We start from the raw sequence: 24,005 nt of genomic DNA, 5'->3' as shown, positions 1-24,005 counted from the left end.
AGAATAGTGGCTGACATCACATGCTTGTCGCGTTTCGGGGCGAAAACACGGCGTCGGTGTCGTCGTCCGCTCTCACACCGTGAGATACCCGCAGGCGGCATGTGGTTCGCACCACCTTCTCGGATCCGCGTGCGGAGTTCAGTACCCGCCCCGCGTTCGGCGTGCCGCGGGGCGGCTGCGCATCCCGGCCCCGGCCAGTCCGCCGCGCTGGAACGCGCGCACCAGCTCACCGCCCAGGTTCACCCCGGCGCCCAGCGCCAGGCCCACCATGACCGCCTCCACCAGCGAGAGCAGGCCCGACACCGCGGTGCCCTGGGTGAACTCGATCAGCCCCCGGTACAGCAGGCTGCCGGGCAGCAGCGGCGCGATCGAGGGCACCAGGTAGGGCAGCACCGGGCGGCGGGTGCGCCGGGCCAGCCAGTGGCCCACCACCCCGACCGCCACCGCGCCCACGACGGTTCCCACCACGGGCGGTACCTCGAACAGCGCCCGCATGCCGGCGTAGATGACCCAGATCATCACGCCGAGCAGGCCGATGGTCACCAGCATCCGGGGCGGCACCGCCAGCGACACCGCGAACGCGATCGCGATCCCGGCCGCGCCCAGCAGCACCGGCACCTCCATGGAGGTGCCCGCCGAGGGCAGCCTGTCCAGGTCGATGGACACCCCCAGGCGCACCGCCGCGTACGCCACCGCGCCCACCCCCGACACGATCGCGCCCAGGATGAAGAACGTCTCCAGCAGCCGGGCCGCCGACGACACGTAGCTGCCGCTGATCCCGTCCTGGAGGCTGGCCACCAGCGGCCGTCCCGGCAGCAGCGCCATGATGTTGCCGGTGATGATCGCGCCCGCCTGGAGTCCCAGGTCCATCTCGGTGCTCACCCACAGCAGCGCCACGCCGATGGTCGCCGCGACCATCGCCGCCGCGGCCATCTGGTAGAACTCGGCGACCCCGCGCCGGGCCAGGAACACCGACGTCCGGTCGCCCAGCACCGCGGCCAGGAACGCCACCGTCGCCACGATGGCGCCGCCGCCCATCATCACACTGGCGCTGGAGGCGATCAGCCCGAAGCCGACGACGATCACCCAGTTGGGGTAGGGCATGCGGGCCCGCCGGATGTGCTCCAGCCGGGCGGCGGCGTCCTCCATCTCCAGCAGGCCCAGGGCCGCCTGCTGCACCAGCGTGTGCAGTTCGTTGACCCGGAAGTAGTCCAGGGAGCGGCGGCGCACCACCCGCTCGCCGGTGATGGGCGGCTGGTCGCCGCCAGGGTGCGTGGACAGGGTGATGGTGGTGAAGGTGACGGACACCTCCGAGCGGGGCAGGTTGAAGGCCACCGACAGGCTGAGCATCGCCTCGCTGACGGCCTCGGTGCCCTCCCCGCTGGCGAGCATCAGCTCACCGACGCGCAGGACCAGGTCGATGGCCCGGGCGTCGGGGAGCGGGCGCTCCTCGTCCTCCTCGTCCGGGGCCAGGTCGCGTTCGTGCCGGGCGCGCCAGTCCCGCATGCGGCTGAGCATGCGGTCCTCCCCCGACGGCGGGCGCCCCCGCTTGTCCCCCATGTCCGTCCTCCCCTCCCCGCCGGTCCCCGCGGCGGTCGACGCGCTGTTCACGATCCCAGAGGGGGACGCGGCCCCCTCGGCTCGGGTTCGCCCGCCCGGGGACCGGGTGCCGGTGAGTTCGATCACCGGATCATCCTGCCAAGCCGGGCGGTGCCGGACGGGGGAACGCGCCGGGGCCGGCGCGGGGGATCGGGCGCCTCACCCGTCGCGCTCCCCGGGGCGCACCAGCCCGCTCTCGTAGGCGTGCACCACGGCCTGCACGCGGTCGCGCAGGCCGAGCTTGGTGAGGATGCGGCCCACGTGCGACTTGACGGTGGACTCCCCGACGACCAGGTGGGCGGCGATCTCGGAGTTGGACCAGCCGCGCGCCACCAGGCGCAGGACCTCGCGCTCGCGTTCGGTGAGGGGGTCGGCGGCGGTCTCCCCGGCTCCTTCGACGTCGGGCAGCAGCGGGGCGAACCTGGCCAGCAGCCGCTCCAGCACCTGGGGGGTGACGACCGCGCCGCCGGAGGCGACGGTCTCCACCGCCGCGACCAGTTCCTCGGGCGGGGAGTCCTTGAGCAGGAATCCGTGGGCGCCCGCCCGCAGGGTGCCCACGGCGTACTCGTCGAGGTCGAAGGTGGTGAGCACCAGCACCCTGACGGCCTGGTCCAGGGCCCGGGAGCGCTCGACGATGCGGCGGGTGGCCTCGACGCCGTCCATGCCGGGCATGCGCACGTCCATGAGGACGACGTCGGGCAGCAGTCGGCGGGCCGCCTCCACCGCCTCGCGCCCGTCGGAGGCCTCGCCGACCACGGACAGGTCCGGGGCGGCCTCCAGGATCATCCGGAAGCCGGCGCGGACGAGGGGCTGGTCGTCGACCAGCAGGACTGAGACGGGCACAGGCCGATTGTGCCGCATCGGCGGGCGTCCGCGGGGCGGAGCCCGGGGTCAGGCGCCGGGAGGGAGGGCGGTGGGCAGCGGCGGCGGGGTGCCGCCGAAGGCCGGGCAGACCGCCTGGTGCTCGCACCAGTCGCACAGCCTGCTCTTGCGGGGCTCCCAGACCCCGGCGCGGCCGGCGGCCTCGATGCGGGCCCAGATGTCGGCGATCTCCGCCTCGGCGGCGCGCAGTTCGTCCTCGGTGGGGTCGTACCAGCGGACGGCGCCGTCCCCGCCGAGGTAGACCAGTTGCAGCCGGGTGGGGACCACGCCCAGGTCGCGCCAGATCATCACCGCGTAGAAGAAGATCTGGAACCGGGCCTTGTCCTCGAAGCGGGGGGAGGGGGACTTTCCGGTCTTGTAGTCGACGACGCGGATGCGCCCGTCGGGGGCGACGTCGAGCCGGTCGACGTAGCCGCGCAGCCGCAGCCCGGTGGGCAGCTCCACCTCGATGCGCATCTCGCGCTCGCGCGGTTCCAGGGCGGTGGGGTTCTCCAGGTCGAAGTAGCGGCGCACCAGGTCGCGGGCCGACTCCAGCCAGGCGTCGCGGGCGGCGTCGTCGGCGAACAGCTCCTCGACCTCGGGGCGCCTGTCCCGCAGCCGGGCCCACTGGGGGTCGACGAGGGCGACCGCGGTGCGGGGGGTGCGGGTCTCGGCGGGCAGTTCGTAGAGGCGTTCCAGGCAGGCGTGGACCAGGGTGCCGCGCAGGGCCGCCGCGCTCGGGGCCTCCGGGAGCCGGTCGATGGTGCGGAACCGGAAGAGCAGCGGGCACTGGAGGAAGTCGGCGGCCCGCGAGGGCGAGAGGGCGGACGGAAGGAGCGCGGTGGTCATACCTCCGAGCCTATGAGAAGGCCGTGACAGGCGACACCCGTGCCCGGGGACCCCTGGGGGCCGGATGCGGCGCCGCCCCTTAACCTGGGGGCGTGACCACCGGCAACGACCGCCCCGCGCCCCGCGACCGCTCCAGCGGCCTCCTCCTGGGTCGACCCTTCGGGGTCCCCGTGTACGTCACCGCGTCATGGTGGGTGGTGGCGGTACTGATCACCCTGGTGTACGGCGGGATCGTGCAGGACCGGCTGGCGCTGTGGCCGGTGCTGTCGTACGCGATGGCGTTCGTGTTCGCCCTGCTGCTGTACGCGTCGGTGCTGGTGCACGAGCTGGCGCATTCGGTGGTGGCGCGCCGGTACGGGCTGCCGGTGCGCCGGATCGTGCTGTACGTGCTGGGCGGGGTCTCCGAGATCGAGGAGGAGGCCCCGACGCCGGGGCGGGAGTTCTGGATCGCTTTCGTGGGCCCGCTGTTCTCCCTGCTGATCGCGGCGGGCGCGTTCGGGCTCTTCCTGCTGGCGGACCCGTACACGGTGGTGGGCGAGCTGCTGTTCCAGCTGTGGGTGGCCAACCTGCTGGTGGGCGTGTTCAACCTGCTGCCGGGTCTGCCGCTGGACGGCGGGCGGCTGGTGCGGGCGGCGGTGTGGAAGCTGACCGGGCGGCCGCTCGCGGGCAGTGTGGCGGCGGCCTGGGGCGGCCGGGTGCTGGCGCTGGCGGTGGTGGCGTTGCCCCTGCTGCTGGGCTGGCTGAACGGCGCCCTGAACCCGTGGGGCACCGTGTGGGGGCTGGTGCTGGGCGGGTTCATGTGGATGGGCGCCACGGACTCCCTGCGGGCGGCCCGGGTGCGTTCGCGGGTGCCGGGGCTGCGGGTCCGGGACCTGGCGCAGGCGGCGGTGGCGGTTCCGGCGGACACGCCGCTGGCCGAGGCCGAGCGGCGGGCGGAGGTGATCGGGGCGACGGCGGTGGTGGTGACGGACTCGGACGGCACGCCGACGGCGGTGGTGCACCCCGGAATGGCCGCCGAGGTGGTGCCGGGGCGCCGGGCGTGGGTGCCGGTGACGGAGGTGGCGCGGGCGCTGACCCCGCACTCGTTGGTGCCGCTGGACCTGGAGGGCGAGGAGATGCTCCGGCGCCTGACCTCGCACCCGCTGCCGGAGTACCTGGTGGTGGACGCCGACGGCGCGGTGCACGGGGTGCTGCGCGCCGCCGACGTCAACGCGGCGATGTCGGGCGGGGAGTAGCGCCCGGCCGCGTGCTTTCGGTTTTCCGGTTTCCTTGTCCGGGGCCTGTCCGCCACCCGGGGCCCTCGCCCCGCGGCGCCCTCCCCGGGGCGGTCATCTGCGGGCGCCCTCCGGCCACAGGACGGACACGGGCCGGTGCAGGGAGCGGGCGTAGGCGACGATGTCGGCGGTCCCGCCGGGGCCGCGGGCGGGCTCGCCGTCCCACACGGCGACGAGCTGGTCGCAGCGGTCGACCAGGAGGCGGCCGGCCTCCAGGTGGGCCCGGGGGGTGGACTCCACGTGCGGTAACTCGTGGACGAGGACGGCCTGGGAGAGCAGGCGGTCGTAGAGCGGGTGGTGGTCGGCGGGGAGCCCGTCGCGGTAGTCCCGGGCGGGGACCACCACCTCCAGCGGGGCTCCGGCGTCGACGACCGCCGCGGCGAACAGGGCGTCGGCCCCGTCCGCCAGGCAGGAGAGGCCCACCATGTCGCAGCCGTGGGGTTCCAGGTGGGCTTCGATGAGACCGGTGACGGCGCGGCCCACATCGGGGGTCAGGTTGCGATGGCCGGTGATGCCGATGTGGATCACGTCATCCTCCCCGCTGTTCGTTTAGCCGCCTTTGTACCCAGACACGGGGAGGACGCTCACGAGGGAGGCGAGGCGGTCGTCGAGCTCTCGGACACATGCCGCCTCGGGGCCTCTGTAGCGGCGTCTGAAGGAGCGGACGCGGTCCACGACCCGGGCCGACCCGAACCGGGTCCCGGTCTCCAGGGCCTCCACGGCCAACCGGAAGGCCTCGTCGACGTCGCCCGCCTCGGCGTGCGCCGCGGCCAGTTCGACCTTGAGGACGGCGGACTGCTTGGCGCCCCGGCCGTGCGGTCCGGAGGCCTCGGCGAAGGCGCTGCGGGCGTCGTGCGGGTGGCGCAGGCGCACTCCCACCAGTGCCCGGTACCCGGCGATCTTGGCCTGGTCGAAGGCGAACACCCAGGGCCAGGGCGGGTTGGTGTTGCCCGAGCGGGAGATCTCCTTCTCGGCGCGGCCGATGGCGTGGGCGGCCGCGGAGCGGTCGCCGATCCCGGCGTGGGCCAGCGCCCCCACGCAGGCCAGCCAGGCGCGGGCGGTGGGGTGGGCGGAGGGGCCCAGGACGTGCTCGGCCTCCTGGACCAGGCCCAGGCCGAGTTCGGGGTCCTCGGCGGTGTCGATCTCGAAGGCCGCCAGGGAGCCGAGCATGTACACGTCGAGCAGGCGCATCCCGGCCTGGCGGGCGCGGATGACGGCGGTGCGGTAGTGCATGCGGGCCGACCCCATGTCGCCCTGGTCGGCGTGCAGCCAGGCGGCGAAGCCGGAGGCCTCGCTGGCGGCGGCGCTGACGGCGGAGTGGTGGGCGGTGCCGCGCGCCTTGAGGAGCATCCGCTCGGCCAGGTGCACGTGGGCCACGGCGCTGGGCAGCAGGTCGCGGGCGGGCGAGGTGGAGTCCATCCGGCGCTGGCCGCCGGTGATGGAGCGCAGGGCGGGCGCGGTCGTCTCGTCGACGGTGAGGTGGCCGGCCCCGGTCGGGGCGTCGGGGGTGCCGGCCGGGGCGGTGCGGGCCGGCTCCGGGGCGGGCGCCGCCGGGACCTCGTCGGCGTCGGGCGGCAGGGTGCCGTCGAAGCGCAGCAGGTGCAGCGGGATGTCCAGCCGGCGGGCGAGGTCGTGCACCTGGGTGACGGTGAGCGACTGCTGGCCGTTGACGACCCGGGAGACCCAGCTCTGCGAGTAGGCGACGGCGCGTGCCAGGTCGCCCTGGGACCAGCCGCGGGCGGTGCGCACCCCCTCGATGACGGTCGCCATGTCGCAGGTGGCCAGAGCGGTCGCGATGCGCGGCCGGGACCACAGGTCCGGTGGAAGTTGGGACATGGTGTTCAGATTAGGGATTCGCGATGCGGTCGGTGGCCTTGTCGGCCACGACAGTGCCGGGGAAAGCCCGGGTTCGCGGTTTTTCGTGGCTTCTCACAAGGCCGTTCGAAGCGGGTTAGGTGAAGGTTGAACACCTTGTGGGGAGGGATGTCGAGATAAGGGCGATAAGCCCTTTCTGTTAGCTTTCATTGTGGTCGGTGGTGTTTTTTCGGGGTGGGCCCATTGCCCGCGAAAGGGCGCGCATAACAGCTCATGCGTGATCCGCATAGGCGTGCTTCCGCGGTCCCGGCGGTGCGGCAGAGTGAGGAACGTCGTTGGAGACCACTGGGAGGCCTGAGTGACCGTCGATACCCCACCGGCGGGTGATCCGGACATGCGCCGTCCGGGCCGAGTCGACCTCGTGCTGAGCGGGTTGGCCGCGGAGCTCCGCTCGCACGGGGTGGAGGCCCGCGAGGACGGGGTGCACGGGATCGTGCACGCCGGAGCGCAGCACGCGCTGCTCCGGCCGCACCGGGGAGACCTGTGGTGGTGGATGCGGTGGCCGGGCGAACCCCGGCCGCTGGCGGGCGTGCCGCTCTCCCCGGCCACCCGGACCTCCGAGGCCGTCCGGCGCATCCTGGGAGCCCTGGAGCGCACCTGAGGCCGCGCGGCCCCCACCGCGCTTCTGACGGGGCACGGGCCCGGCCCGCGCCCCGGGGCGGACGGGGTACGGGCATCCCCGAGACCCAGACTCCCTCTGTACGGGGCCTCCGGCCCCGTCCGCCCGACCGTCCCGCCACCGGCCCTCTCCTCGGGCCCGGTCCGGCGGGAACCGGAAACGTCCCGACCGCACTCCCTCCGTGGCCGGGCCGCCTCCGGTCCGTGCTCCGGCCGCACCTCCCCCGCGGTCGGGGCGCGGCGACCGCCGGCACGGTCCCCCGTGCCGCGCCGGTCCCGCCCCGCGCCCCCGGGCGGCGTCGACGGGGCGCGTCCCGGCCCCTTCCCTCTTGCGGCCGGGGCGCGCCTCCGTCGCCCGCGGTCCCTGCGGCCCCGGGCGTCAGGCGCCCGGCATCGCCGCGCCCGGCCCGTACGCCGCCAGCGCCGCGCCCACGATGCCCGCCGTGTTGCGCAGCTCGGCCGGGACGATCGGGGTGCGGATGTCCAGCAGCGGCAGGAACTTCTCCGACTTGCGGCTCACCCCGCCCCCCACCACGATCAGGTCCGGCCACAGCAGGTCCTCCACCACCCGGTAGTACCGCTGCAGGCGCTTGTGGGCCCACTCGTGGTACGACAGGCCCTCGCGCTCCTTGGCGCCCGAGGACGCCCTGGTCTCGGCGTCGTGGCCGTCGATCTCCAGGTGGCCGAACTCGGTGTTGGGCACGAGGTTCCCGTCCACCACCAGCGCCGTGCCGATCCCGGTGCCCAGGGTGGTCATCAGCACCACGCCCGAGACCCCCTCGGCGGCCCCGTAGCGGGCCTCGGCCACGGCCGCGGCGTCGGCGTCGTTGAGCAGCCGCACCGGCCGCCCGGTGACCCGGGCGAACAGCGCCCGCGCGTCCGTGCCGATCCAGCTCTTGTCCAGGTTGGCGGCGGTGCGCACCACCCCGTTCTGCACCACGCCCGGGAAGGTGATGCCCAGGGGCAGGTCGGCCGCCTCGGGGAAGTGCCCGGCGATCTCGCCGACGATCTCGGCGACCTCCTCGGGCCCCGCGTGGTGGGGTGTGAGGATCTTCAGGCGGTCCTTGAGGAACTCCCCGGTGGTCAGGTCGACCGGTGCCCCCTTGATGCCGCTGCCGCCGATGTCGATCCCCAGGCCGGTGGTCGGCTGTGACATGGGTCCTCGTCTCCGTGTGCGTGGTTCGGCGGGTGATCGGCCCGCAGGGCTGATACTGCCCGTCCCGGCGCGGCTTCGCACGCCCGGCCGGGATGCCGGGGAGTGTGTCCGCCCCTCCGCCGCCCTCCCGCGGCCCCCGGCGGACGGCCCGCGGCCGCGGCGCGTGCGTGCACGGGTGGTGCCGCCGGACCGATACGCTGGACGATCGCCCCGACCGAACCGAACCTTGGAAGACGAGAGCGACGTTGACCGGTATTCATGGCCGCCGCGGACCCTTCACCGACGGTGACACCGTGCAGTTGACCGACCCCAAGGGGCGCATGCACACGATCACCCTCCACGAGGGGGGCACCTTCCACTCCCACAAGGGCAAGGTCGAGCACTCCGACCTCATCGGCCGGCCCGAGGGCAGTGTCGTGCGCTCCAACACCGGTACCGCCTATGTGGCGCTGCGCCCCCTGCTCATCGACTACACCCTGTCCATGAAGCGCGGGGCGACCATCGTCTACCCCAAGGACGCCGCCCAGGTGCTGGTGGAGGCCGACATCTTCCCCGGCGCCCGGGTCGTGGAGGCCGGCGCCGGGTCCGGCGCCATGTCCAGCTGGCTGCTGCGCGCGGTGGGGGAGAAGGGCATGGTGCACTCCTACGAGCGCCGCGCCGACTTCGCCGAGATCGCCCGCAAGAACGTCGAGCGGTTCTACGGAGGCCCGCACCCCGCCTGGAAGCTGACCGTCGGCGACCTGGTCGAGGAGCTCGACGAGACCGACGTGGACCGGGTGTTCCTGGACATGCTGGCCCCCTGGGAGTGCCTGGACGCCGTCGCCGGGGCGCTCATCCCCGGCGGCCTGCTGTGCTGCTACGTCGCCACCACCACCCAGCTGTCCCGGGTGGTGGAGGAGCTGCGCGAGGACGAGCGGTTCTACGAGCCGCGCTCGTGGGAGACCATGCTGCGGACCTGGCACGTGGAGGGCCTGGCGGTGCGCCCCGACCACCGGATGATCGGGCACACCGGGTTCCTGGTGGTGGCCCGCCGCCTGGCCGACGGGGTGGAGGCGCCCGAGCGCCGCCGTCGTCCGGCCAAGGGCGCCTACGGCCAGGACTACGAGGCCTCCCGCGTCGCCGCGGGCGCCGCCGCCCCGGCCCGCCCGACCGCGGAGGCCGCCCCCGGGGCGGCCGTGGAGGCCCCGGTGCGGGAGGAGGCGGAGACCGCCGCGCCGGAGACCAGCGCGCCGGAGACCGCCGCGGAGTGACCCGCCCGGACCCGTGGCCCGCACCGGCCACGGGGCTCCCCGCCGCCCCCGGCGGGGAGCACGACCGAAAACGATGAGCAGCCCGTCCGGAACCCGTGTCCGGGCGGGCTGCCGCGTTCGGGGGTCCCCGGATCGGGGCAGACACGCTCCCCGCTCTTCGAGTAGCGTAAACATGTCCGTTTCATCCCCTGTGACGTGCACGTCGCCGACGCGCCGTCAAGGGGCCCAAGCGTGACCCCGCCTCGCCCCGGAGGTTACTTTCTCATTACGCCGGGTCATGCTGTAGCACTGTGACCTGCGATGACGCAAGGTCCTCAAATGAGGCCTACGACACTCGTCGAGGCTGGGAGGTTAGGAATAGGGCAGGGGTAGGTACGCTCCCGAGTAGTCGTCCTTCTCAAAGGGAGGTGGCGGACGTGGCCGAGCGCGACGACGAGCGTCAGAGCGACCGGGACCGTGAAGTCGCTGAACTCACGGCCCAGGTCTCCTACATGGAAAAGGAACTCAGCGTGGTTCGGCGCAAGCTCGCCGATTCGCCCCGACATGTACGTCTTCTGGAGGAGCGGCTCAGGGAGGCCCAGGCCAACCTCGCGGCGGCCAACGGCCAGAACGAGCGGCTGGTCTCCACACTCAAGGAGGCCCGCGAGCAGATCGTGGCGCTCAAGGAGGAGGTCGACCGGCTGGCCCAGCCGCCGTCCGGCTTCGGGGTCTTCCTGGGCGGGCGCGACGACGAGACCGTCGAGATCTTCACCAACGGCCGCAAGATGCGGGTCAACGTGAGCCCCTCGGTGGACCTGGACTCCCTGCGCCCCGGCCAGGAGGTCATGCTCAACGAGGCCTTCAACGTCGTCGAGGTGGAGTCCTTCGAGACGGTCGGCGAGGTCGTCATGCTCAAGGAGATCCTCGAGGACGGCGAACGCGCCCTCGTGATCTCCCACCACGACGAGGAGCGCATCGTCCGCCTGGCGGACCCGCTGCGCGACGAGCCCGTCCGCCCCGGCGACTCCCTGCTGCTGGAGCCGCGCTCGGGGTACGTGTACGAGCGCATTCCCAAGTCGGAGGTCGAGGAGCTCATCCTCGAGGAGGTCCCCGACATCGCCTACACCGACATCGGCGGCCTGTCCGGCCAGATCGAGCTCATCCGCGACGCGGTCGAGCTGCCCTACCTGCACAAGGACCTGTTCCGGGAGCACAGGCTGCGCGCGCCCAAGGGCGTGCTGCTGTACGGCCCGCCCGGCTGCGGCAAGACGCTCATCGCCAAGGCGGTCGCCAACTCGCTGGCCAAACAGGTCGCCGAGCGCACCGGCCGCGACGTCGGCAAGAGCTTCTTCCTCAACATCAAGGGCCCGGAGCTGCTCAACAAGTACGTCGGTGAGACCGAGCGGCACATCCGCCTGGTCTTCCAGCGGGCCCGGGAGAAAGCCTCCGAGGGCACCCCGGTCATCGTGTTCTTCGACGAGATGGACTCGATCTTCCGCACCCGCGGCTCGGGGGTGTCCTCCGACGTGGAGAACACGATCGTGCCGCAGCTGCTCAGCGAGATCGACGGTGTCGAGGGCCTGGAGAACGTCATCGTCATCGGCGCCTCCAACCGCGAGGACATGATCGACCCGGCGATCCTGCGGCCCGGCCGGCTGGACGTCAAGATCAAGATCGAGCGGCCCGACGCCGAGGCGGCCCGGGACATCTTCGCCAAGTACATCACCGAGGACCTCCCGCTGCACGAGGAGGACGTCGCCGAGCACGGCGGCTCGGCCAAGGCCACGGTGGACGCCATGATCCAGACGGTCGTGGAGCGGATGTACACCGAGGGCGAGGAGAACCGGTTCCTGGAGGTCACCTACGCCAACGGTGACAAGGAGGTCCTGTACTTCAAGGACTTCAACTCCGGCGCCATGATCGAGAACATCGTCTCGAGGGCCAAGAAGATGGCCATCAAGGACTTCATCGACCACGACTCCAAGGGGATCCGGGTCTCGCACCTGCTCCAGGCGTGCGTCGACGAGTTCAGCGAGAACGAGGACCTGCCCAACACCACCAACCCCGACGACTGGGCGCGGATCTCCGGCAAGAAGGGCGAGCGCATCGTCTACATCCGGACCCTCGTCACGGGCAAGAAGGGCGCGGACTCCGGGCGGAGCATCGACACGGTGGCCAACACCGGCCAGTACCTGTAACGACGGCACGGGCGGGGCCGGCCGGGACTCCCGGCCGGCCCCGCCGCGTCCCCCGGGGCGCGCGGTGGACGCGGCGGGGGGCGGGTGCGCGGGCGCCCCCGCCGGGGATGTGGAAGCATGCCGGTCATGACCGCCGCGAAACCGACTCCGGGCGCCGCCCCCGCCTTCCGCGGGTACTCCCGCGGCCTGTCCGCCCAGGTGTACGACTGGCTCTACGAGGCCATCGTCAGCGTTCGGCTGGAGCCCGCCCGCCGCCTGTCGGAGAACGAGCTGGCCGCCGAGCTCGGCGTCAGCCGCACGCCCGTGCGCGACGCGCTGTACCGCCTGGCCGAGGAGGGGCTCGTCGACGTCTTCCCCCAGCGGGGCACCTTCGTGGCCCGCATCGACCGGCAGGGGGTGGCCGACGCCCAGTTCGTCCGTGAGGCGCTGGAGCGCGCCGCCTTCCGCGAAGCCGTGGGCGGGTCCGGGCCGCGGGACCTGGAGGCGATGCGGGAGAACCTGCGGTCGCAGGAGCGGGCGCGCGACCGCGGGGACATCGAGGGGTTCTTCGACCTCGACCAGCGCTTCCACCAGCTGTTCTTCGACGCCGCCGGGCATCCGGGTGCGGGCCGTGTCGCACGCCGGGCGCGGCCCCAGATGGACCGGGTGCGGCGGCTCGCCCTGCCCGACACCACCGGGTTCGACACGCTGCTGGAGGAGCACCGCGCCCTGGTGGAGGCCGTCGCGGAGGGCGACGCCGAGGGCGGGGACGCGGTCCTGACGGGCCACCTGCGGCTGGTCCTGGAGGCGGTGGACCGGGTCGCGGCCTCCCACCCCGGCTACTTCGCCTGACCGCTCCTCCCGGCTCGGCCCGGCCTGGGCGGGGTCTGGCAGGACAACTTGTATGCAAGTATGCTGGCGCGGTCCCGCCTGTCCACCCGGCAACGGAAAGGCCCCCCGTGAGGATCACCGACGCCCGCGTCGTCGTCTCGTCGCCCGGCCGCAACTACGTCACCCTGGTCATCGAGACGGAGGACGGGGTGATCGGCGTCGGCGACGCCACCCTCAACGGCCGCGAACTCGCCGTCGCGTCCTACCTGCGCGACCACGTGTGCCCCCTGCTCCTCGGCCGCGACGCCCGCCGTATCGAGGACACCTGGCACTACCTCTACAAGGGCGCCTACTGGCGGCGCGGACCGGTGACGATGACCGCCATCGCGGCCGTCGACGTCGCCCTGTGGGACATCAAGGGCAGAACCGCCGGGATGCCCGTCCACCAGCTGCTCGGCGGTCCGGCCCGCGACGGGGTCCTGGTCTACGGGCACGCCAGCGGCGGCACCCTGGACGAGCTGTGCGAGGACTTCCAGCGCCACCTCGGCCTGGGCTACCGGGCCGTCCGGGTCCAGGCGGCGGTTCCCGGCCTGGAGGGCACCTACGGCATCCCGGGGGAGCGCGGCGCGGTCTACGAGCCCGCCGACGGCCCCCGCCCCCGGGAGGACCTCTGGGAGACCCCGCTCTACCTCGACTTCGCCCCGACGGTGCTGGCCCGCGTCCGCGAGGAGTTCGGCTACGGCACCCACGTGCTGCACGACGTGCACCACCGGCTCACCCCGGGCGAGGCCGGGCGCCTGGGCGCGGCGCTGGAGCCCTACCGCCCCTTCTGGATGGAGGACCCGACGCCGGCCGAGGACCAGGCGGCGTTCCGGCTGATCCGGCGGCACACCACCACGCCGCTGGCGGTGGGCGAGGTGTTCAACTCGATCTGGGACTGCCAGCAGCTCATCACCGAACGGCTCATCGACTACATCCGCACCTCGGTCTCGCACACCGGCGGCATCACCCACCTGCGCCGGGTGTTCTCCCTGGCGGAGCTGTACGGGGTGCGCTCGGGCTCCCACGGCGCGGGGGACCTGTCGCCGGTCGCCATGGCCGCCGCCCTGCACGTGGACCTGACCATCCCCAACTTCGGCATCCAGGAGTACATGGGCCACACCGGGCCGGTGGGGGAGGTCTTCCGCACCTCCTACACGTTCTCCGACGGGTACATGCACCCCGGCGACGCCCCGGGCCTGGGGGTGGAGTTCGACGAGGAGGCCGCCGCCCGGTACCCCTACGAGCCCCGCCACCTGCCGGTCAACCGGCGCCTGGACGGCACGGTGCACGACTGGTGAACCCGCTTCGCCCCCGGGCCCGGCCGGAGCCCGGGGGCGGAGCGCGCGGGACACGCGGGCGCAGGGGGCCGACGGCGGTCCGGGGACTTTTTCCGGAGAACGGGGGAGGGGTTCCCCCGTCCCGGGAAAGCCCGCCCCACCTGCGATGACAACGGCGCGCCGGGGGGTCGGGAACTCCCGGGAAGACGGCGCTTGGGCCACAATCGACGCGGAAGCGTTCAAGACCGGTCCCCGGTGGATAACCTCTCACCATGAGTGTGCGGCGGATTATGGGTATCGAGACCGAGTACGGGATCTCCGTGCCTGGCAACCCCGGGGCCAACGCGATGGTCACCTCGACCCAGGTGGTCAACGCCTATCTGGCCGCCTCGGCGGCCCGGGCGCGACGGGCCCGGTGGGACTTCGAGGAGGAGAACCCGCTGCGCGACGCGCGCGGCTTCGACCTGGCGCGTGAGGTGGCCGACCCCACGCAGCTCACCGACGAGGACCTGGGGCTGGCCAACGTCATCCTCACCAACGGGGCACGGCTGTACGTGGACCACGCCCACCCCGAGTACTCGGCGCCCGAGGTCACCAACCCGCGCGACGCGGTGCTGTGGGACAAGGCCGGCGAGCGGGTCATGGCCGACGCCGCCGCCCGGGCCGGGGCCACGCCGGGGATCGAGCCCATCCAGCTGTACAAGAACAACACGGACAACAAGGGCGCCTCCTACGGCTGCCACGAGAACTACCTGATGCGGCGGTCGACGCCGTTCGGCGACATCGTCCGCCACCTCATCCCGTTCTTCGTGTCGCGCCAGGTGGTGGTGGGCGCGGGCAAGGTGGGCATCGGCTCCGACGGGCAGGGGACCGGCTTCCAGCTCTCCCAGCGCGCCGACTTCTTCGAGGTCGAGGTGGGGCTGGAGACCACGCTGAAGCGTCCCATCATCAACACGCGGGACGAACCCCACGCCGATCCGGACAAGTACCGGCGGCTGCACGTCATCATCGGCGACGCCAACATGAGCGAGATCTCCACCTACCTCAAGCTGGGGACGACGTCGCTGGTGCTGGCGATGATCGAGGACGGGTTCATCAGCGTCGACCTGTCGCTGGAGACCCCCGTCGCCGACCTGCGGGCGGTGTCCCACGACCCGACGCTGGAGCACCGGGTGCGGCTGCGCGACGGGCGGCGGATGACCGCGCTGGAGTTGCAGGGCGAGTACCTGGACCAGGCGCGCAAGTACGTGGAGGACCGCTTCGGGACGGACGTGGACCCCGACACCGCGGACGTGCTGGACCGCTGGGAGTCGGTGCTGGCCCGGCTGGGCTCGGACCCGATGGACCTGGCCGAGGAGCTGGACTGGGTGGCCAAGCTGAAGGTCCTGGAGGGGTACCGCTCCAGGGACGGGCTGGACTGGTCGCACCCGCGCCTGCAACTGGTGGACCTGCAGTACTCGGACGTGCGTCCGGACAAGGGGATCTACAACCGGCTGGCGGCGCGCGGGCGGATCAGTCGGCTGCTGGAGGAGCAGGAGGTGCAGCGGGCCGTCACGGAGCCGCCGGAGGACACCCGGGCGTACTTCCGCGGGCGCTGCCTGGCCAAGTACGCGGACTCGGTGGCGGCGGCGTCGTGGGACTCGGTGATATTCGACCTGCCGGGCTACGACTCCCTCCAGCGGGTACCGACCCTGGAGCCCCGCCGCGGGACGAAGGAGCACGTGGGCGCGCTGCTGGACGCCTCGCCGACGGCCGCCGACCTGGTCGCGGTGCTGTCCGGTAACCGCTGATCCGCCGGGCGCCCGGCGCCCCGCCCCGCGCGGGCGGGGACGGACCCGCGGTGCCCGCTGCGGGAGGGCGGCGCCCTCCGCTCCCGTGACGGCGCCCCGTGCCCTCCGCGGTCCGGGGGGCCGGGGCGTGACGCGGCGGGTGTGCCGCCACCGTCAGGGGCGGGGGAGGGCCGCGGCGATGACGGCGGCGACCTGCGCGGGGTCCAGGCCGCCGGTGTCGATGACGCGGGCGCCGGCGGGCCGGAGTTCCGGCCGCTCGCTCTCCCGGATCGCGGCGTCGATCGCTTCGGCCAGGGCGGGGCCGTCCAGTCCGACGCGGTGGTCGCCCGGGATGGCGGGTCCGTCGCCGCGGGCGCGCCGGGTGATGCGCTCGGCGAGCGCGGCGGGGGACGCGTGCAGCCAGAACACCGTCACGGCCCCGGGTGCCGACAGGTCGTGGAGGAGTCGCGCCGTGCCGGGGTCGCAGCCGACCAGGACGGTCTCCGCTCCGCCGCGGACCAGGTTCGCGGCGGCCGCGCGGGTGTTCGCCGCGCGCATGGGCGCGAGGTGGTCCGCGCGGGTGTGCGTTCCGAGGAACCCGAGTTGGTGGGCGTCGAGGTATCCCACGGCTGCGCCGGCGCGTGCGATCCGGGAGAACGCCCCGAACCCGGCCGTGGAGAGGCCGACCCCTCCGGGGCCGGTGACCACGACGGCGCGTCGCGGCACCGCCGCTGCCGCCGCTGCCGCCGCTGCCGCCGCCGCTGCCGCGGCGCTCTCGGCGGCGGGCATCCGGTTCGTCCGGGCGAGCGTCGCGGCGGTGACCTGTGCGGCGATGTCGGCGGGGGAGCGGCCGGTCGTGTCCACGCGCACGTCGGCGATGCCCGGGTCGAGCCGGGCGGCGTGGGCGGCGGCTTCGTCGGCGAGCCCGACGAGCCATCCGCGGCGCCGTACCCGGTCCCGGACGGTGTCCGGGTCCGCGTCCAGGTGCACGGCCAGGACCCCGTCGCGCGGGACCTCGGACAGCAGCCGCGCGAGGTGGCCGCGGTCCTCGGCCAGGCCGGCCACGACCAGGACCTGTGCGCCGTGTGCGCGGTACCCGCGGGCCAGGGCGGGGAGGGCGGAGGCGATCAGCTCCGTCTCCGTGGCCGCCACCCCGTCGGCCAGACGGAGCTGGTCGGCGTCCACGAACGCGGCCGTCACGCCCGCATCCGCCGATGCGGACAGCATGCGGTACCCGACGGTGGACTTGCCCACCCCCGAGGCGCCGAGCAGCCACACGACGGGAAGCACGCAGCCGACCCTAGCGCGGGTTCGCAGAGTCCGGGGCGGCCGGACGGGGATAGGCTGGGCCGGTTCCCGCCGAGGAGAGAGAGGCCCATGAGTCCTTCGATCGCGACCAACACCACCGTCGACCTGGCCGGGCTGCTGGAGTTCGTGCGGCCCAGGCACAACGCGCTGCTGATCACCCGCCGCGGCGACGGCGGTCCGCAGGCCTCCCCGGTGACCTGCGGGGTGGACGGACTGGGGCGGATCGTCGTCTCCACCTACCCGGAGCGGGCCAAGGCCCGCAACGCCGTGCGCGACCCGCGGGTGAGCGTGGTGGTGCTGTCCGACGACTTCGGCGGCGCCTGGATGCAGGTGGACGGGGAGGCCGAGGTCATCGGCGGCGAGGAGGCCGTGGAACCGCTGGTGGAGTACTTCCGGGTGATCGCGGGCGAGCACCCGGACTGGGAGGAGTACCGGGAGGCGATGCGCCGCCAGGGCAAGGCCCTCATCCGGGTGACCCCGGAGCGCTGGGGCCCGATCGCCACCGGCGGCTTCCCCGCCGACCGGGCGCCCCGGGACTGACCCCGCTCCCGCGCGGACCGCCGCCCCCCGGGTGTGAAAAGGACTCGCCCGCGCCGTGGGCGGTCGGTAGGGTGCGCGTGGCGTCCCGGGTGGGGGCGGTGGGGGAGAGGGGCGGGCGTGCGGGCATCCGAGGCCCGGCGGGCGGCGGCCGCGGCCGTGGCGGCCGCCTCGTCGTGCGGCCTGGCCGCCGAGGACGCGGTCGTCCTCCACGACTCGAACAAGCTCACCCTGCGGCTGCTGCCCTGTGACGTGCTGGCCCGCGTGGCTCCGGCGGATCAGCAGGTCGCGCGGTTCGAGATCGACATCGCCCGGCTGCTCGCCGCCGCCGGGAGCCCGGTGGCCGCCCTCGACCCCCGGGTGGAACCGCGCGTCCACGAGCGCGACGGCTTCGCGGTCACGCTGTGGACCCACTACGAACCCGTGGCGCCGCGGGTCGAGCCGGCCGGGTACGCCGACGCGCTGCGGCGGCTGCACGCCGGCATGCGCGGGCTCGACCTCCCGGCGCCGCACTTCACGGAGCGCGTCGAGCAGGCCCGGCGGCTCGTGGCGGACCGGGACCGCACCCCCGCGCTCGCCGACGCCGACCGGGCCCTGCTCGGCGACACGCTGCGCGGCCTGCGGCGGACGCTGGACGGATGCGGCGCCCCCGAGCAGCTGCTGCACGGCGAGCCGCACCCGGGCAACCTCCTCGCCACGGGGGACGGCCCGCTGTTCATCGACTTCGAGACGTGCTGCCGCGGCCCCGTCGAGTTCGACCTCGCCCACGCACCCGAGGAGGTCGGTGCCCGCTATCCGGGGGTCGACCGGGAACTGCTGCGCGTGTGCCGGATCCTCGTGACGGCGGTCGTCGCGACGTGGCGCTGGGACCGGGACGACGAGTTCCCCGACGGGCGCAGGATGGGCGCGGAGTGGCTCGCCCGCCTCCGGACGGAACTCGGCCGAGGGGGCCCGGCCCTCCGGGCGTGACCGCTTCCGGCCTCACACCTGCGCCGGGCGGTTCTTGCGCACCAGCTCCGCGGAGCCGGCCAGGCGGGCCGTGGCCAGCACGGTCGCCCGGCGGCCGAGCACCCGGCCCAGCACCGGGGCGGCGGCGTCGCCCGCCCGCGACACCGCGCTCGGTCCCGGCCGGTCCAGGGCCCGTACCAGCGCCGCGGCGACCTCGTCGGGTGTCCGGAACCGCCCCGCGTACCCCTCGGTGCCGATCCCGTCGAAGAACTCCGTGCGGGTCAGCCCCGGTGAGAACGCCAGGGTGTGCGGCCCGCCCTCTCGCGTCTCCCACCACAGCGCCTCGGTGAAGCTCAGCACGAACGCCTTGCTCGCCGCGTACACCGCCATCCCCGGGACCGGCTGGTAGGCGGCCATGCTCGCGACGTTGACCAGGTAGCCGTCCGGGTCCAGCCGTCCGACGAACGCCCGTGACACGTCCACCAGGGCGGTCACGTTGAGTGCGATCAGGCGCTCCAGTCCGGCGGGGTCCTGGTCGGCGAATGCGCCGTCCGCGCCGGTCCCGGCGTTGTTGACGAGGCTCGTCACGCGGATGCCGCGGCGGTCGACCTCCGCGGCCAGGTCCCGACCCGCCCCCGGGCGTGCGAGGTCGGCGGAGAGGGGGGTCACGGGGACGCCGTGGGTCCCGTGCAGTTCGGCGGCCAGGGCCTCCAGCCGTTCGGTGCGGCGGGCGACGAGCACCAGGCCCGAACCGCGTGCGGCGAGTCCGCGGGCCAGGGCCGCTCCGATGCCGGAACCGGCCCCGGTGATGAGTGTGGTCTGGGAGGAGTGGTCGATCGTCATGCCAACACTGTACGCCACTTCTGACACTTGGTGTCAACTTCGCTCCCGTGTGACGATCCCGGTATGCTGGCGGGGTGACCACTGGAGAACCGACCCCCGGCCTGCGGGAGCGCACCCGGCGCGCGGTCCACCGCGAGATCGCCGAGGCCGGGATGGCCCTCTTCCTGGAGCAGGGTTTCGAGGAGACGACCGTCGAGCAGATCGCCGAGGCCGCCGGGATCTCCCGCCGCTCCTTCTTCCGCTACTTCGCGACCAAGGAGGACGTGGTCCTCGGCGACATGATCGACCGGGGGCACCGGATCCGCGCCGCGCTGGCCGCCAGGCCCCCCGGCGAGGAGCCCTGGGAGGCGGTCCGGGCCGCGCTGCTGGCACTGCGCGAGGAGTCCCCGCCCGACCCCGGCGCCGAGCTGCGGATCGGCCGGATGATGCACCGGGCGCCGTCCCTGCGCGCCCGCAGCCTGGAGAAGCACCTCTCCTGGCAGAGGCTCCTCGTCCCCGAGCTCGCCCGGCGGCTGCGCGAGGCGCGGGGCCTGGACGAGGTGGCCGCCGACCACCGGGCCGCCGCGATCATCGCCACCGCGCTCACCTGCCTCGACGTCGCCACGGACACCTGGCTCCGGGTCGACGGCGCGGTCCCCCTGGAGGACCTGTGGGACGAGGCGGTCGCCGCCGTCCGCGCGTGACCGTACGACACGCCGGTTGAGTGTCCTTGCGATTAAGGCGCGTGTGCAACTATCTTCGTCACCACCGGCCTCCGACGAAGGGCGCACCATGCACATCGACCTCTCCGGGAAGACGGCGCTGGTCACCGGTTCCACCCAGGGCATCGGCGCGGCGATCGCGACCGGCCTGGCCCGCGCCGGGGCACGGGTCGCGGTCAACGGGCGCTCCCCGGAGTCCGTGGACCGCGCACTGGAGCGCATCGCCGCCGACCACCCCGGCGCCGACCTGGTCGCCGCCCCCGGCGACCTCACTGACGACGGCGGGCTGCGGCGCGTCCTGGACGCGGTCCCCTCGGCGGACGTCCTGGTCAACAACCTCGGCGTCTTCGGGGCCCGTCCCGCCCTGGAGATCACCGACGAGGAGTGGCGCCGCTACTTCGAGACCAACGTGCTGACCGCCGTGCGCACCACCCGCGCCTACCTGCCCGGCATGGTGGGCCGCTCCTGGGGCCGCGTCCTCAACATCGCCAGCGACTCCGCCGTGGTCGTCCCCGCCGAGATGATCCACTACGGCATGACCAAGACGGCGCTGCTCTCGGTCACGCGGGGCTTCGCCAAGGAGGCCGCCGGGACCGGCGTCACCGTCAACTCCGTGATCGCCGGCCCCACGCACACCGGAGGGGTCGAGGACTTCGTCTACGAGCTGGTGGACGGGGACCTGCCCTGGGACGAGGCGCAGCGGGTGTTCATGCGCGAGCACCGCCCGGCGTCCCTGATCCAGCGGCTGATCGAGCCGGAGGAGATCGCGAACATGGTCGTCTACCTGGCCTCGCCCCTGGCCTCGGCCACCACCGGCGGCGCACTGCGGGTGGACGGCGGCTACGTGGACTCGATCCTGCCCTGACCGCCGGACGCGCGGGGGCCGTCCCCGCCCCGGCTCCGGCGCCCGGTCCGCCGGGGGAGCCGGCGGCGGTCAGCGGGACGCCGTCCCCTCCCGGGAGGAGGGGCACAGGCCGTTGAGCGCGATGTCCAGGACCCGGCGCGCCCGCGGCTCCCAGTCGCCGCCGGGGTCGATCTGGTACAGCCCGGCCATGGACAGCAGGACGTCGTCCGGGGTCAGGTCGGCCCGGCGCAGGGTGCCCGCCTCGCGGTTGGCGTCGAGCAGCTTCCGGAGGGCCCCGGTGAGCGGACCGCGGGCCTCCTGGGCGAACCGGCCGTGGCTCGTGGCGCTCTGCAGGGCCCCGATGAGCCCGGACTTGGTCATGGCGTAGCGGGCGAACCGGTTGAGCCACAGCCGGAAGGCGTCCAGCGGCGGGTGCTCCTCGAGCAGCTCGTCGGCGGCCTGCGCCATCTGCTGCACCTCGGCGCGGTACAGCTCGAAGACCAGGTCCTCGCGGGTGGGGAAGTGCCGGTACAGCGTGCCGATGCCGACACCGGCCTTCTTGGCGATGGAGTTCAGGGAGGCGTCACTGCACGTGGAGAACGCCTCGCGGGCGGTCTCCAGCAGGTGGGCGCGCGTGCGGACGCCCTGGGCGTGCAGCTGCTCGGCGCGCTTGGTCGACACGGTCGCGGTCCTTCGTTAGCGGAGATCTCTCCGCCATAGGTTAGCCGATCCGTCGAATTCCTGTCATCCCTGTTCAGACGGTGTTAACGCCGCCTCCTGAGGGCGGCGTCACAGATCCACACGATTGCGTGGCGGAGACCTCTCCGGTAAGTTCGGTGTACGTGGCGGAGACCTCTCCGCCACTTCATTCCTCCCTGCGGCGGGGCCTCCCTCCGGTTCGACGGCCCCGCACCAGGACGAGCACCTGCTTCCGAAGGACCCGCCATGCAAGACAACGTCACTCCCCTACGGATCGGTGTCATCGGCGCGACCGGCGGCATCGGGGCGCGCATCGCGGCCGAGGCCGAGTCCCGGGGACACAGCGTGTGCGTCATCCGGCGCGACGCCCTGGACCTCGAATACGGCGAGCTCGACGACCTGGACGTACTGGTCAACGCCCACCAGGCGCAGCCCGGGCGCGAGCGCGACCACCTGGAGGTCGACCGGCACCTGATCTCCCTGCTGACCGGGACCCGGGTACGGCTCCTGGTGGTCGGCAGCGCCGGGCACCTGTTCACCGACGACTCGCGCACCGCCACCTACTGGCAGAGCAGGATGGCCCGCGGGCCCCTGCGCAACCTGGCGCGCTCCCTCGAACGCGCCTACTTCCTGTACAAGATCAGCCTCGACCTGCGGTGGACCTACCTGGCCCCGCCGGTCGAGCTCGTCAGCGACGGCGAGCGGACCGGGCGCTACCGCGTCGGCGAGGACGTCATCCTGACCGACGAGTTCGGGCGCAGCACGCTCAGCCACGCCGACTACGCGGTCGCGCTCGTGGACGAGATCGAGACCGACGCCCACGCGGGGCGGCTGTACACCGTCGCCGCGGCCTGACCGCCGGCGGTCCTCCCCACGTGCGGCGGGGAGGACCGCCGGTGCACCCGCCCCGGCGGCCCGGGCCGCGCCCTTCGACCCGCCGTCCCCCGCGGCCCCGACGGCCGTCGGCTCAGTCGTGCCAGGTGCCGTCGGTGCAGCGCAGCGGGTGCAGGCTCAGCGCCGTCCACAGCTCCAGCCGGGCGCGCGGATCGGACAGCGGGCGTCCCAGCACCCGCTCGGCGGTGCGCAGCCGCGCCCGCAGCGTGTTGCGGTGCACCCCCAGGTCCCGGGCCGCCCCCTCCACCTGCCCGCCGCGGTCCAGGTAGTGCCGCAGGGTGTGCGCGAGGTCCGTGCCGTTGCGCGCGTCGTGCTCCAGCAGCGGCCCCAGCACGGCCCCGGTGAACGCCCGCGACCCGCTCTCGGGGACCGCCGCGCGCAGCAGCGCCCAGGCGTCCGCCTCGTCCGCGTGCCGGTACCCCTGCGGCGGGACCGCCCCGCGCGCCCGGGACACCGCCGAGGCCAGGTCGCCCGGCCCGCGGGCCCGGCACGCCCCCGCCGCGGGCACCCCCGGGAGCAGGGCGAGCAGCCGCTCCCCGGCGTGCGGCCGCCCCGTGTCGGGCAGGACCGCCACCAGCACCCCCTCCAGGACGCACAGGCCCGCGCTCTCTCCGGCACCGGTGTCCCCGAACACGTCCACCAGGGCGTCGGCCGCCGCCTCCAGCGCCTCCGCGCCGCCCGGGCCGGGCCCGGGCCCGCCGCCGAGCCGGTAGCAGACCACCTCCCAGGGCGGGGGCGGCAGCGTCGGCGCCACCCCCGGCGCACCGCCGAGCGCGGTCGCCCGCAGCAGCGGGGCCCGCTCGCGGAAGACAGCCCGCCGGGCTTCGCGCGAGTGCAGCAGGTCCACCGCCAGCAGCGAGGCCGCATGGTTGGCGAGCACCCGCACGCTCGCCGAGGGGTCGGCGCAGCGCAGCGCCAGCCACCCCAGGGTGCGGCCGGTGGTGCCCAGCGTCTGGAGCAGGACCGCCCCGTCCCCGCCGTCCCCGTCGGCCGTGCCGTCCCCGGCCAGGACCCGCATGCCGGGGGTGTGCGCGGGCCCGGCCACCGCGGCGCGCACCGGTGCGTGCCAGGCGGGTTCGGCGTCCGGGACGGCCCGGCTGGTCATGCCGTTGCGGTCCAGGAGCAGGCACTCTCCGGACGTCGCCGACACCAGCTCGCGCATCACCCCGGCGGGGCCCGAGCGCAGTGCCGCCCGCGCCATCGCGTCCTGGGCGGCCAGTACCCGCCCCTGCTCCCGGTTGCGTTCGGCGGCGTAGTGGTCGGCGACGGCCTCCACCACGGCGATGAACGACGTCTCCCCCTCCACCCGCAGCACCGGGAAGCCGAGCCGGTCGCCCTCGTCCAGGACCTCGGGCGGGATCTCCCCGCCCAGCCACACGTCGATGGCGAAGGCCAGCCCGGCGCACCCCGCCCCGTGCAGCCGGCGCACGTAGGCGCGCCGCTCCCGCTCGCCGGTCCCCAGGCCCAGGCCGACGGTGAGCACCAGCTCGCCCCCGCGCAGCCAGCGCACCGGGTCGGGCAGCTCGGTGACGTGCGCCCAGCGCACCACCCGGTCCAGGCCCGGCGACCCGGCCGCGGCGTTCACCTCCAGGTGCGGTGCCGCGGTGATGTCGCGGACGGTGATGCTCACTGCTCCTCCAGGTCCGTGCGCCGCGGGACACCGTTGACCGTGCA

At 74.0% G+C, this 24,005-nt stretch carries 22 protein-coding genes; 12 read left to right on the top strand and 10 right to left on the bottom strand.

All coding sequences use genetic code 11. The features are described from left to right. Positions 1–138: 138 nt before the first annotated feature. The 3 genes from ACSUPR_RS05760 to ACSUPR_RS05750 all read right to left on the bottom strand — a co-directional run bounded on the left by ACSUPR_RS05760 (position 139) and on the right by ACSUPR_RS05750 (position 3,309). A complete protein-coding gene (locus ACSUPR_RS05760; RefSeq protein WP_436889903.1) occupies positions 139–1,560 on the bottom strand; it encodes a threonine/serine ThrE exporter family protein in 1,422 nt (473 codons plus the stop codon). A gap of 198 nt (positions 1,561–1,758) precedes the next feature. Then, positions 1,759–2,442: a response regulator gene (locus ACSUPR_RS05755; RefSeq protein ID WP_436889902.1), complete on the bottom strand. Its 684-nt coding sequence runs from the start codon at positions 2,440–2,442 to the stop codon at positions 1,759–1,761. Positions 2,443–2,490: 48 nt separating this feature from the next. Further along, on the bottom strand, positions 2,491–3,309 hold the full coding sequence (locus ACSUPR_RS05750) for a RecB family exonuclease (RefSeq protein ID WP_436889900.1): 819 nt from the start codon (positions 3,307–3,309) through the stop codon (positions 2,491–2,493). Positions 3,310–3,455: 146 nt separating this feature from the next. Between ACSUPR_RS05750 and ACSUPR_RS05745 the strand changes: the two genes are divergently transcribed. Continuing rightward, positions 3,456–4,544 carry a site-2 protease family protein gene (locus tag ACSUPR_RS05745; RefSeq protein ID WP_436891880.1) on the top strand — a complete coding sequence of 363 codons (1,089 nt, stop codon included), beginning with the start codon at positions 3,456–3,458 and terminating at the stop codon, positions 4,542–4,544. Positions 4,545–4,637: 93 nt separating this feature from the next. Here the strand turns inward: ACSUPR_RS05745 and ACSUPR_RS05740 are convergent, their stop codons facing one another. Next, positions 4,638–5,111, bottom strand: a complete 474-nt coding sequence (locus ACSUPR_RS05740; RefSeq protein ID WP_436889899.1) for a hypothetical protein — start codon at positions 5,109–5,111, stop codon at positions 4,638–4,640. Positions 5,112–5,132: 21 nt separating this feature from the next. Beyond that, positions 5,133–6,380: a helix-turn-helix domain-containing protein gene (locus ACSUPR_RS05735; RefSeq protein WP_436891879.1), complete on the bottom strand. Its 1,248-nt coding sequence runs from the start codon at positions 6,378–6,380 to the stop codon at positions 5,133–5,135. A gap of 376 nt (positions 6,381–6,756) precedes the next feature. Between ACSUPR_RS05735 and ACSUPR_RS05730 the strand changes: the two genes are divergently transcribed. After that, entirely contained in the window at positions 6,757–7,059 is a 303-nt protein-coding gene (locus tag ACSUPR_RS05730; protein ID WP_436889898.1) for a hypothetical protein, read from the top strand. Positions 7,060–7,455: 396 nt separating this feature from the next. Here the strand turns inward: ACSUPR_RS05730 and ppgK are convergent, their stop codons facing one another. Further along, positions 7,456–8,232: a polyphosphate--glucose phosphotransferase gene (ppgK, locus tag ACSUPR_RS05725; RefSeq protein ID WP_436889896.1), complete on the bottom strand. Its 777-nt coding sequence runs from the start codon at positions 8,230–8,232 to the stop codon at positions 7,456–7,458. 245 nt (positions 8,233–8,477) lie between these two features. Here ppgK and ACSUPR_RS05720 point away from each other — a divergent pair, with 245 nt between their 5' ends. The 5 genes from ACSUPR_RS05720 to dop all read left to right on the top strand — a co-directional run bounded on the left by ACSUPR_RS05720 (position 8,478) and on the right by dop (position 15,578). Continuing rightward, positions 8,478–9,482, top strand: a complete 1,005-nt coding sequence (locus ACSUPR_RS05720; RefSeq protein WP_436889895.1) for a tRNA (adenine-N1)-methyltransferase — start codon at positions 8,478–8,480, stop codon at positions 9,480–9,482. Positions 9,483–9,889: 407 nt separating this feature from the next. Further along, positions 9,890–11,659: a proteasome ATPase gene (gene arc / locus ACSUPR_RS05715; RefSeq protein ID WP_436889894.1), complete on the top strand. Its 1,770-nt coding sequence runs from the start codon at positions 9,890–9,892 to the stop codon at positions 11,657–11,659. A gap of 126 nt (positions 11,660–11,785) precedes the next feature. Continuing rightward, positions 11,786–12,490: a GntR family transcriptional regulator gene (locus ACSUPR_RS05710; protein WP_436889892.1), complete on the top strand. Its 705-nt coding sequence runs from the start codon at positions 11,786–11,788 to the stop codon at positions 12,488–12,490. 107 nt (positions 12,491–12,597) lie between these two features. Further along, on the top strand, positions 12,598–13,809 hold the full coding sequence (manD, locus tag ACSUPR_RS05705; protein ID WP_436889890.1) for a D-mannonate dehydratase ManD: 1,212 nt from the start codon (positions 12,598–12,600) through the stop codon (positions 13,807–13,809). A 251-nt stretch (positions 13,810–14,060) separates the two neighbouring features. Next, positions 14,061–15,578, top strand: a complete 1,518-nt coding sequence (dop, locus tag ACSUPR_RS05700; protein ID WP_436889889.1) for a depupylase/deamidase Dop — start codon at positions 14,061–14,063, stop codon at positions 15,576–15,578. Between the two features lie 153 nt (positions 15,579–15,731). Here the strand turns inward: dop and ACSUPR_RS05695 are convergent, their stop codons facing one another. Next, positions 15,732–16,847 (bottom strand): AAA family ATPase, encoded by a 1,116-nt coding sequence (locus ACSUPR_RS05695; RefSeq protein ID WP_436889888.1) that lies wholly within the window; start codon positions 16,845–16,847, stop codon positions 15,732–15,734. Positions 16,848–16,934: 87 nt separating this feature from the next. Here ACSUPR_RS05695 and ACSUPR_RS05690 point away from each other — a divergent pair, with 87 nt between their 5' ends. Together ACSUPR_RS05690 and ACSUPR_RS05685 are read left to right on the top strand one after the other, a co-directional pair. Further along, positions 16,935–17,405: a PPOX class F420-dependent oxidoreductase gene (locus ACSUPR_RS05690; RefSeq protein WP_436889887.1), complete on the top strand. Its 471-nt coding sequence runs from the start codon at positions 16,935–16,937 to the stop codon at positions 17,403–17,405. Between the two features lie 117 nt (positions 17,406–17,522). Next, positions 17,523–18,371, top strand: coding sequence for a phosphotransferase (locus ACSUPR_RS05685; RefSeq protein WP_436889886.1), 849 nt, complete (start codon positions 17,523–17,525; stop codon positions 18,369–18,371). 12 nt (positions 18,372–18,383) lie between these two features. Here the strand turns inward: ACSUPR_RS05685 and ACSUPR_RS05680 are convergent, their stop codons facing one another. Continuing rightward, positions 18,384–19,193, bottom strand: coding sequence for an SDR family NAD(P)-dependent oxidoreductase (locus ACSUPR_RS05680; RefSeq protein ID WP_436889885.1), 810 nt, complete (start codon positions 19,191–19,193; stop codon positions 18,384–18,386). Between the two features lie 74 nt (positions 19,194–19,267). Here ACSUPR_RS05680 and ACSUPR_RS05675 point away from each other — a divergent pair, with 74 nt between their 5' ends. Both ACSUPR_RS05675 and ACSUPR_RS05670 read left to right on the top strand, forming a co-directional pair. Then, the gene (locus tag ACSUPR_RS05675; RefSeq protein ID WP_436889883.1) at positions 19,268–19,876 is read left to right on the top strand and encodes a TetR/AcrR family transcriptional regulator; all 609 of its coding nucleotides are present in this window, start codon (positions 19,268–19,270) and stop codon (positions 19,874–19,876) included. An 88-nt stretch (positions 19,877–19,964) separates the two neighbouring features. Continuing rightward, the gene (locus ACSUPR_RS05670; RefSeq protein WP_436889882.1) at positions 19,965–20,759 is read left to right on the top strand and encodes an SDR family NAD(P)-dependent oxidoreductase; all 795 of its coding nucleotides are present in this window, start codon (positions 19,965–19,967) and stop codon (positions 20,757–20,759) included. Positions 20,760–20,828: 69 nt separating this feature from the next. Here the strand turns inward: ACSUPR_RS05670 and ACSUPR_RS05665 are convergent, their stop codons facing one another. Then, the gene (locus tag ACSUPR_RS05665; RefSeq protein WP_436889880.1) at positions 20,829–21,419 is read right to left on the bottom strand and encodes a TetR/AcrR family transcriptional regulator; all 591 of its coding nucleotides are present in this window, start codon (positions 21,417–21,419) and stop codon (positions 20,829–20,831) included. A 264-nt stretch (positions 21,420–21,683) separates the two neighbouring features. On the opposite strand from ACSUPR_RS05665, the gene ACSUPR_RS05660 reads away from it, so the two are divergent. Beyond that, complete coding sequence (locus ACSUPR_RS05660) at positions 21,684–22,292, top strand: NAD(P)-dependent oxidoreductase (RefSeq protein WP_436889879.1); 609 nt, start codon at positions 21,684–21,686, stop codon at positions 22,290–22,292. Positions 22,293–22,404: 112 nt separating this feature from the next. Here the strand turns inward: ACSUPR_RS05660 and ACSUPR_RS05655 are convergent, their stop codons facing one another. After that, the gene (locus ACSUPR_RS05655; protein WP_436889878.1) at positions 22,405–23,961 is read right to left on the bottom strand and encodes a PucR family transcriptional regulator; all 1,557 of its coding nucleotides are present in this window, start codon (positions 23,959–23,961) and stop codon (positions 22,405–22,407) included. Positions 23,962–24,005: the final 44 nt, after the last annotated feature.

This window comes from Nocardiopsis dassonvillei (assembly GCF_964273065.1).
In the GTDB taxonomy this organism is placed as follows: Bacteria; Actinomycetota; Actinomycetes; order Streptosporangiales; family Streptosporangiaceae; genus Nocardiopsis; species Nocardiopsis dassonvillei_B.
This window is presented reverse-complemented; position numbering and strand designations above follow the sequence as displayed.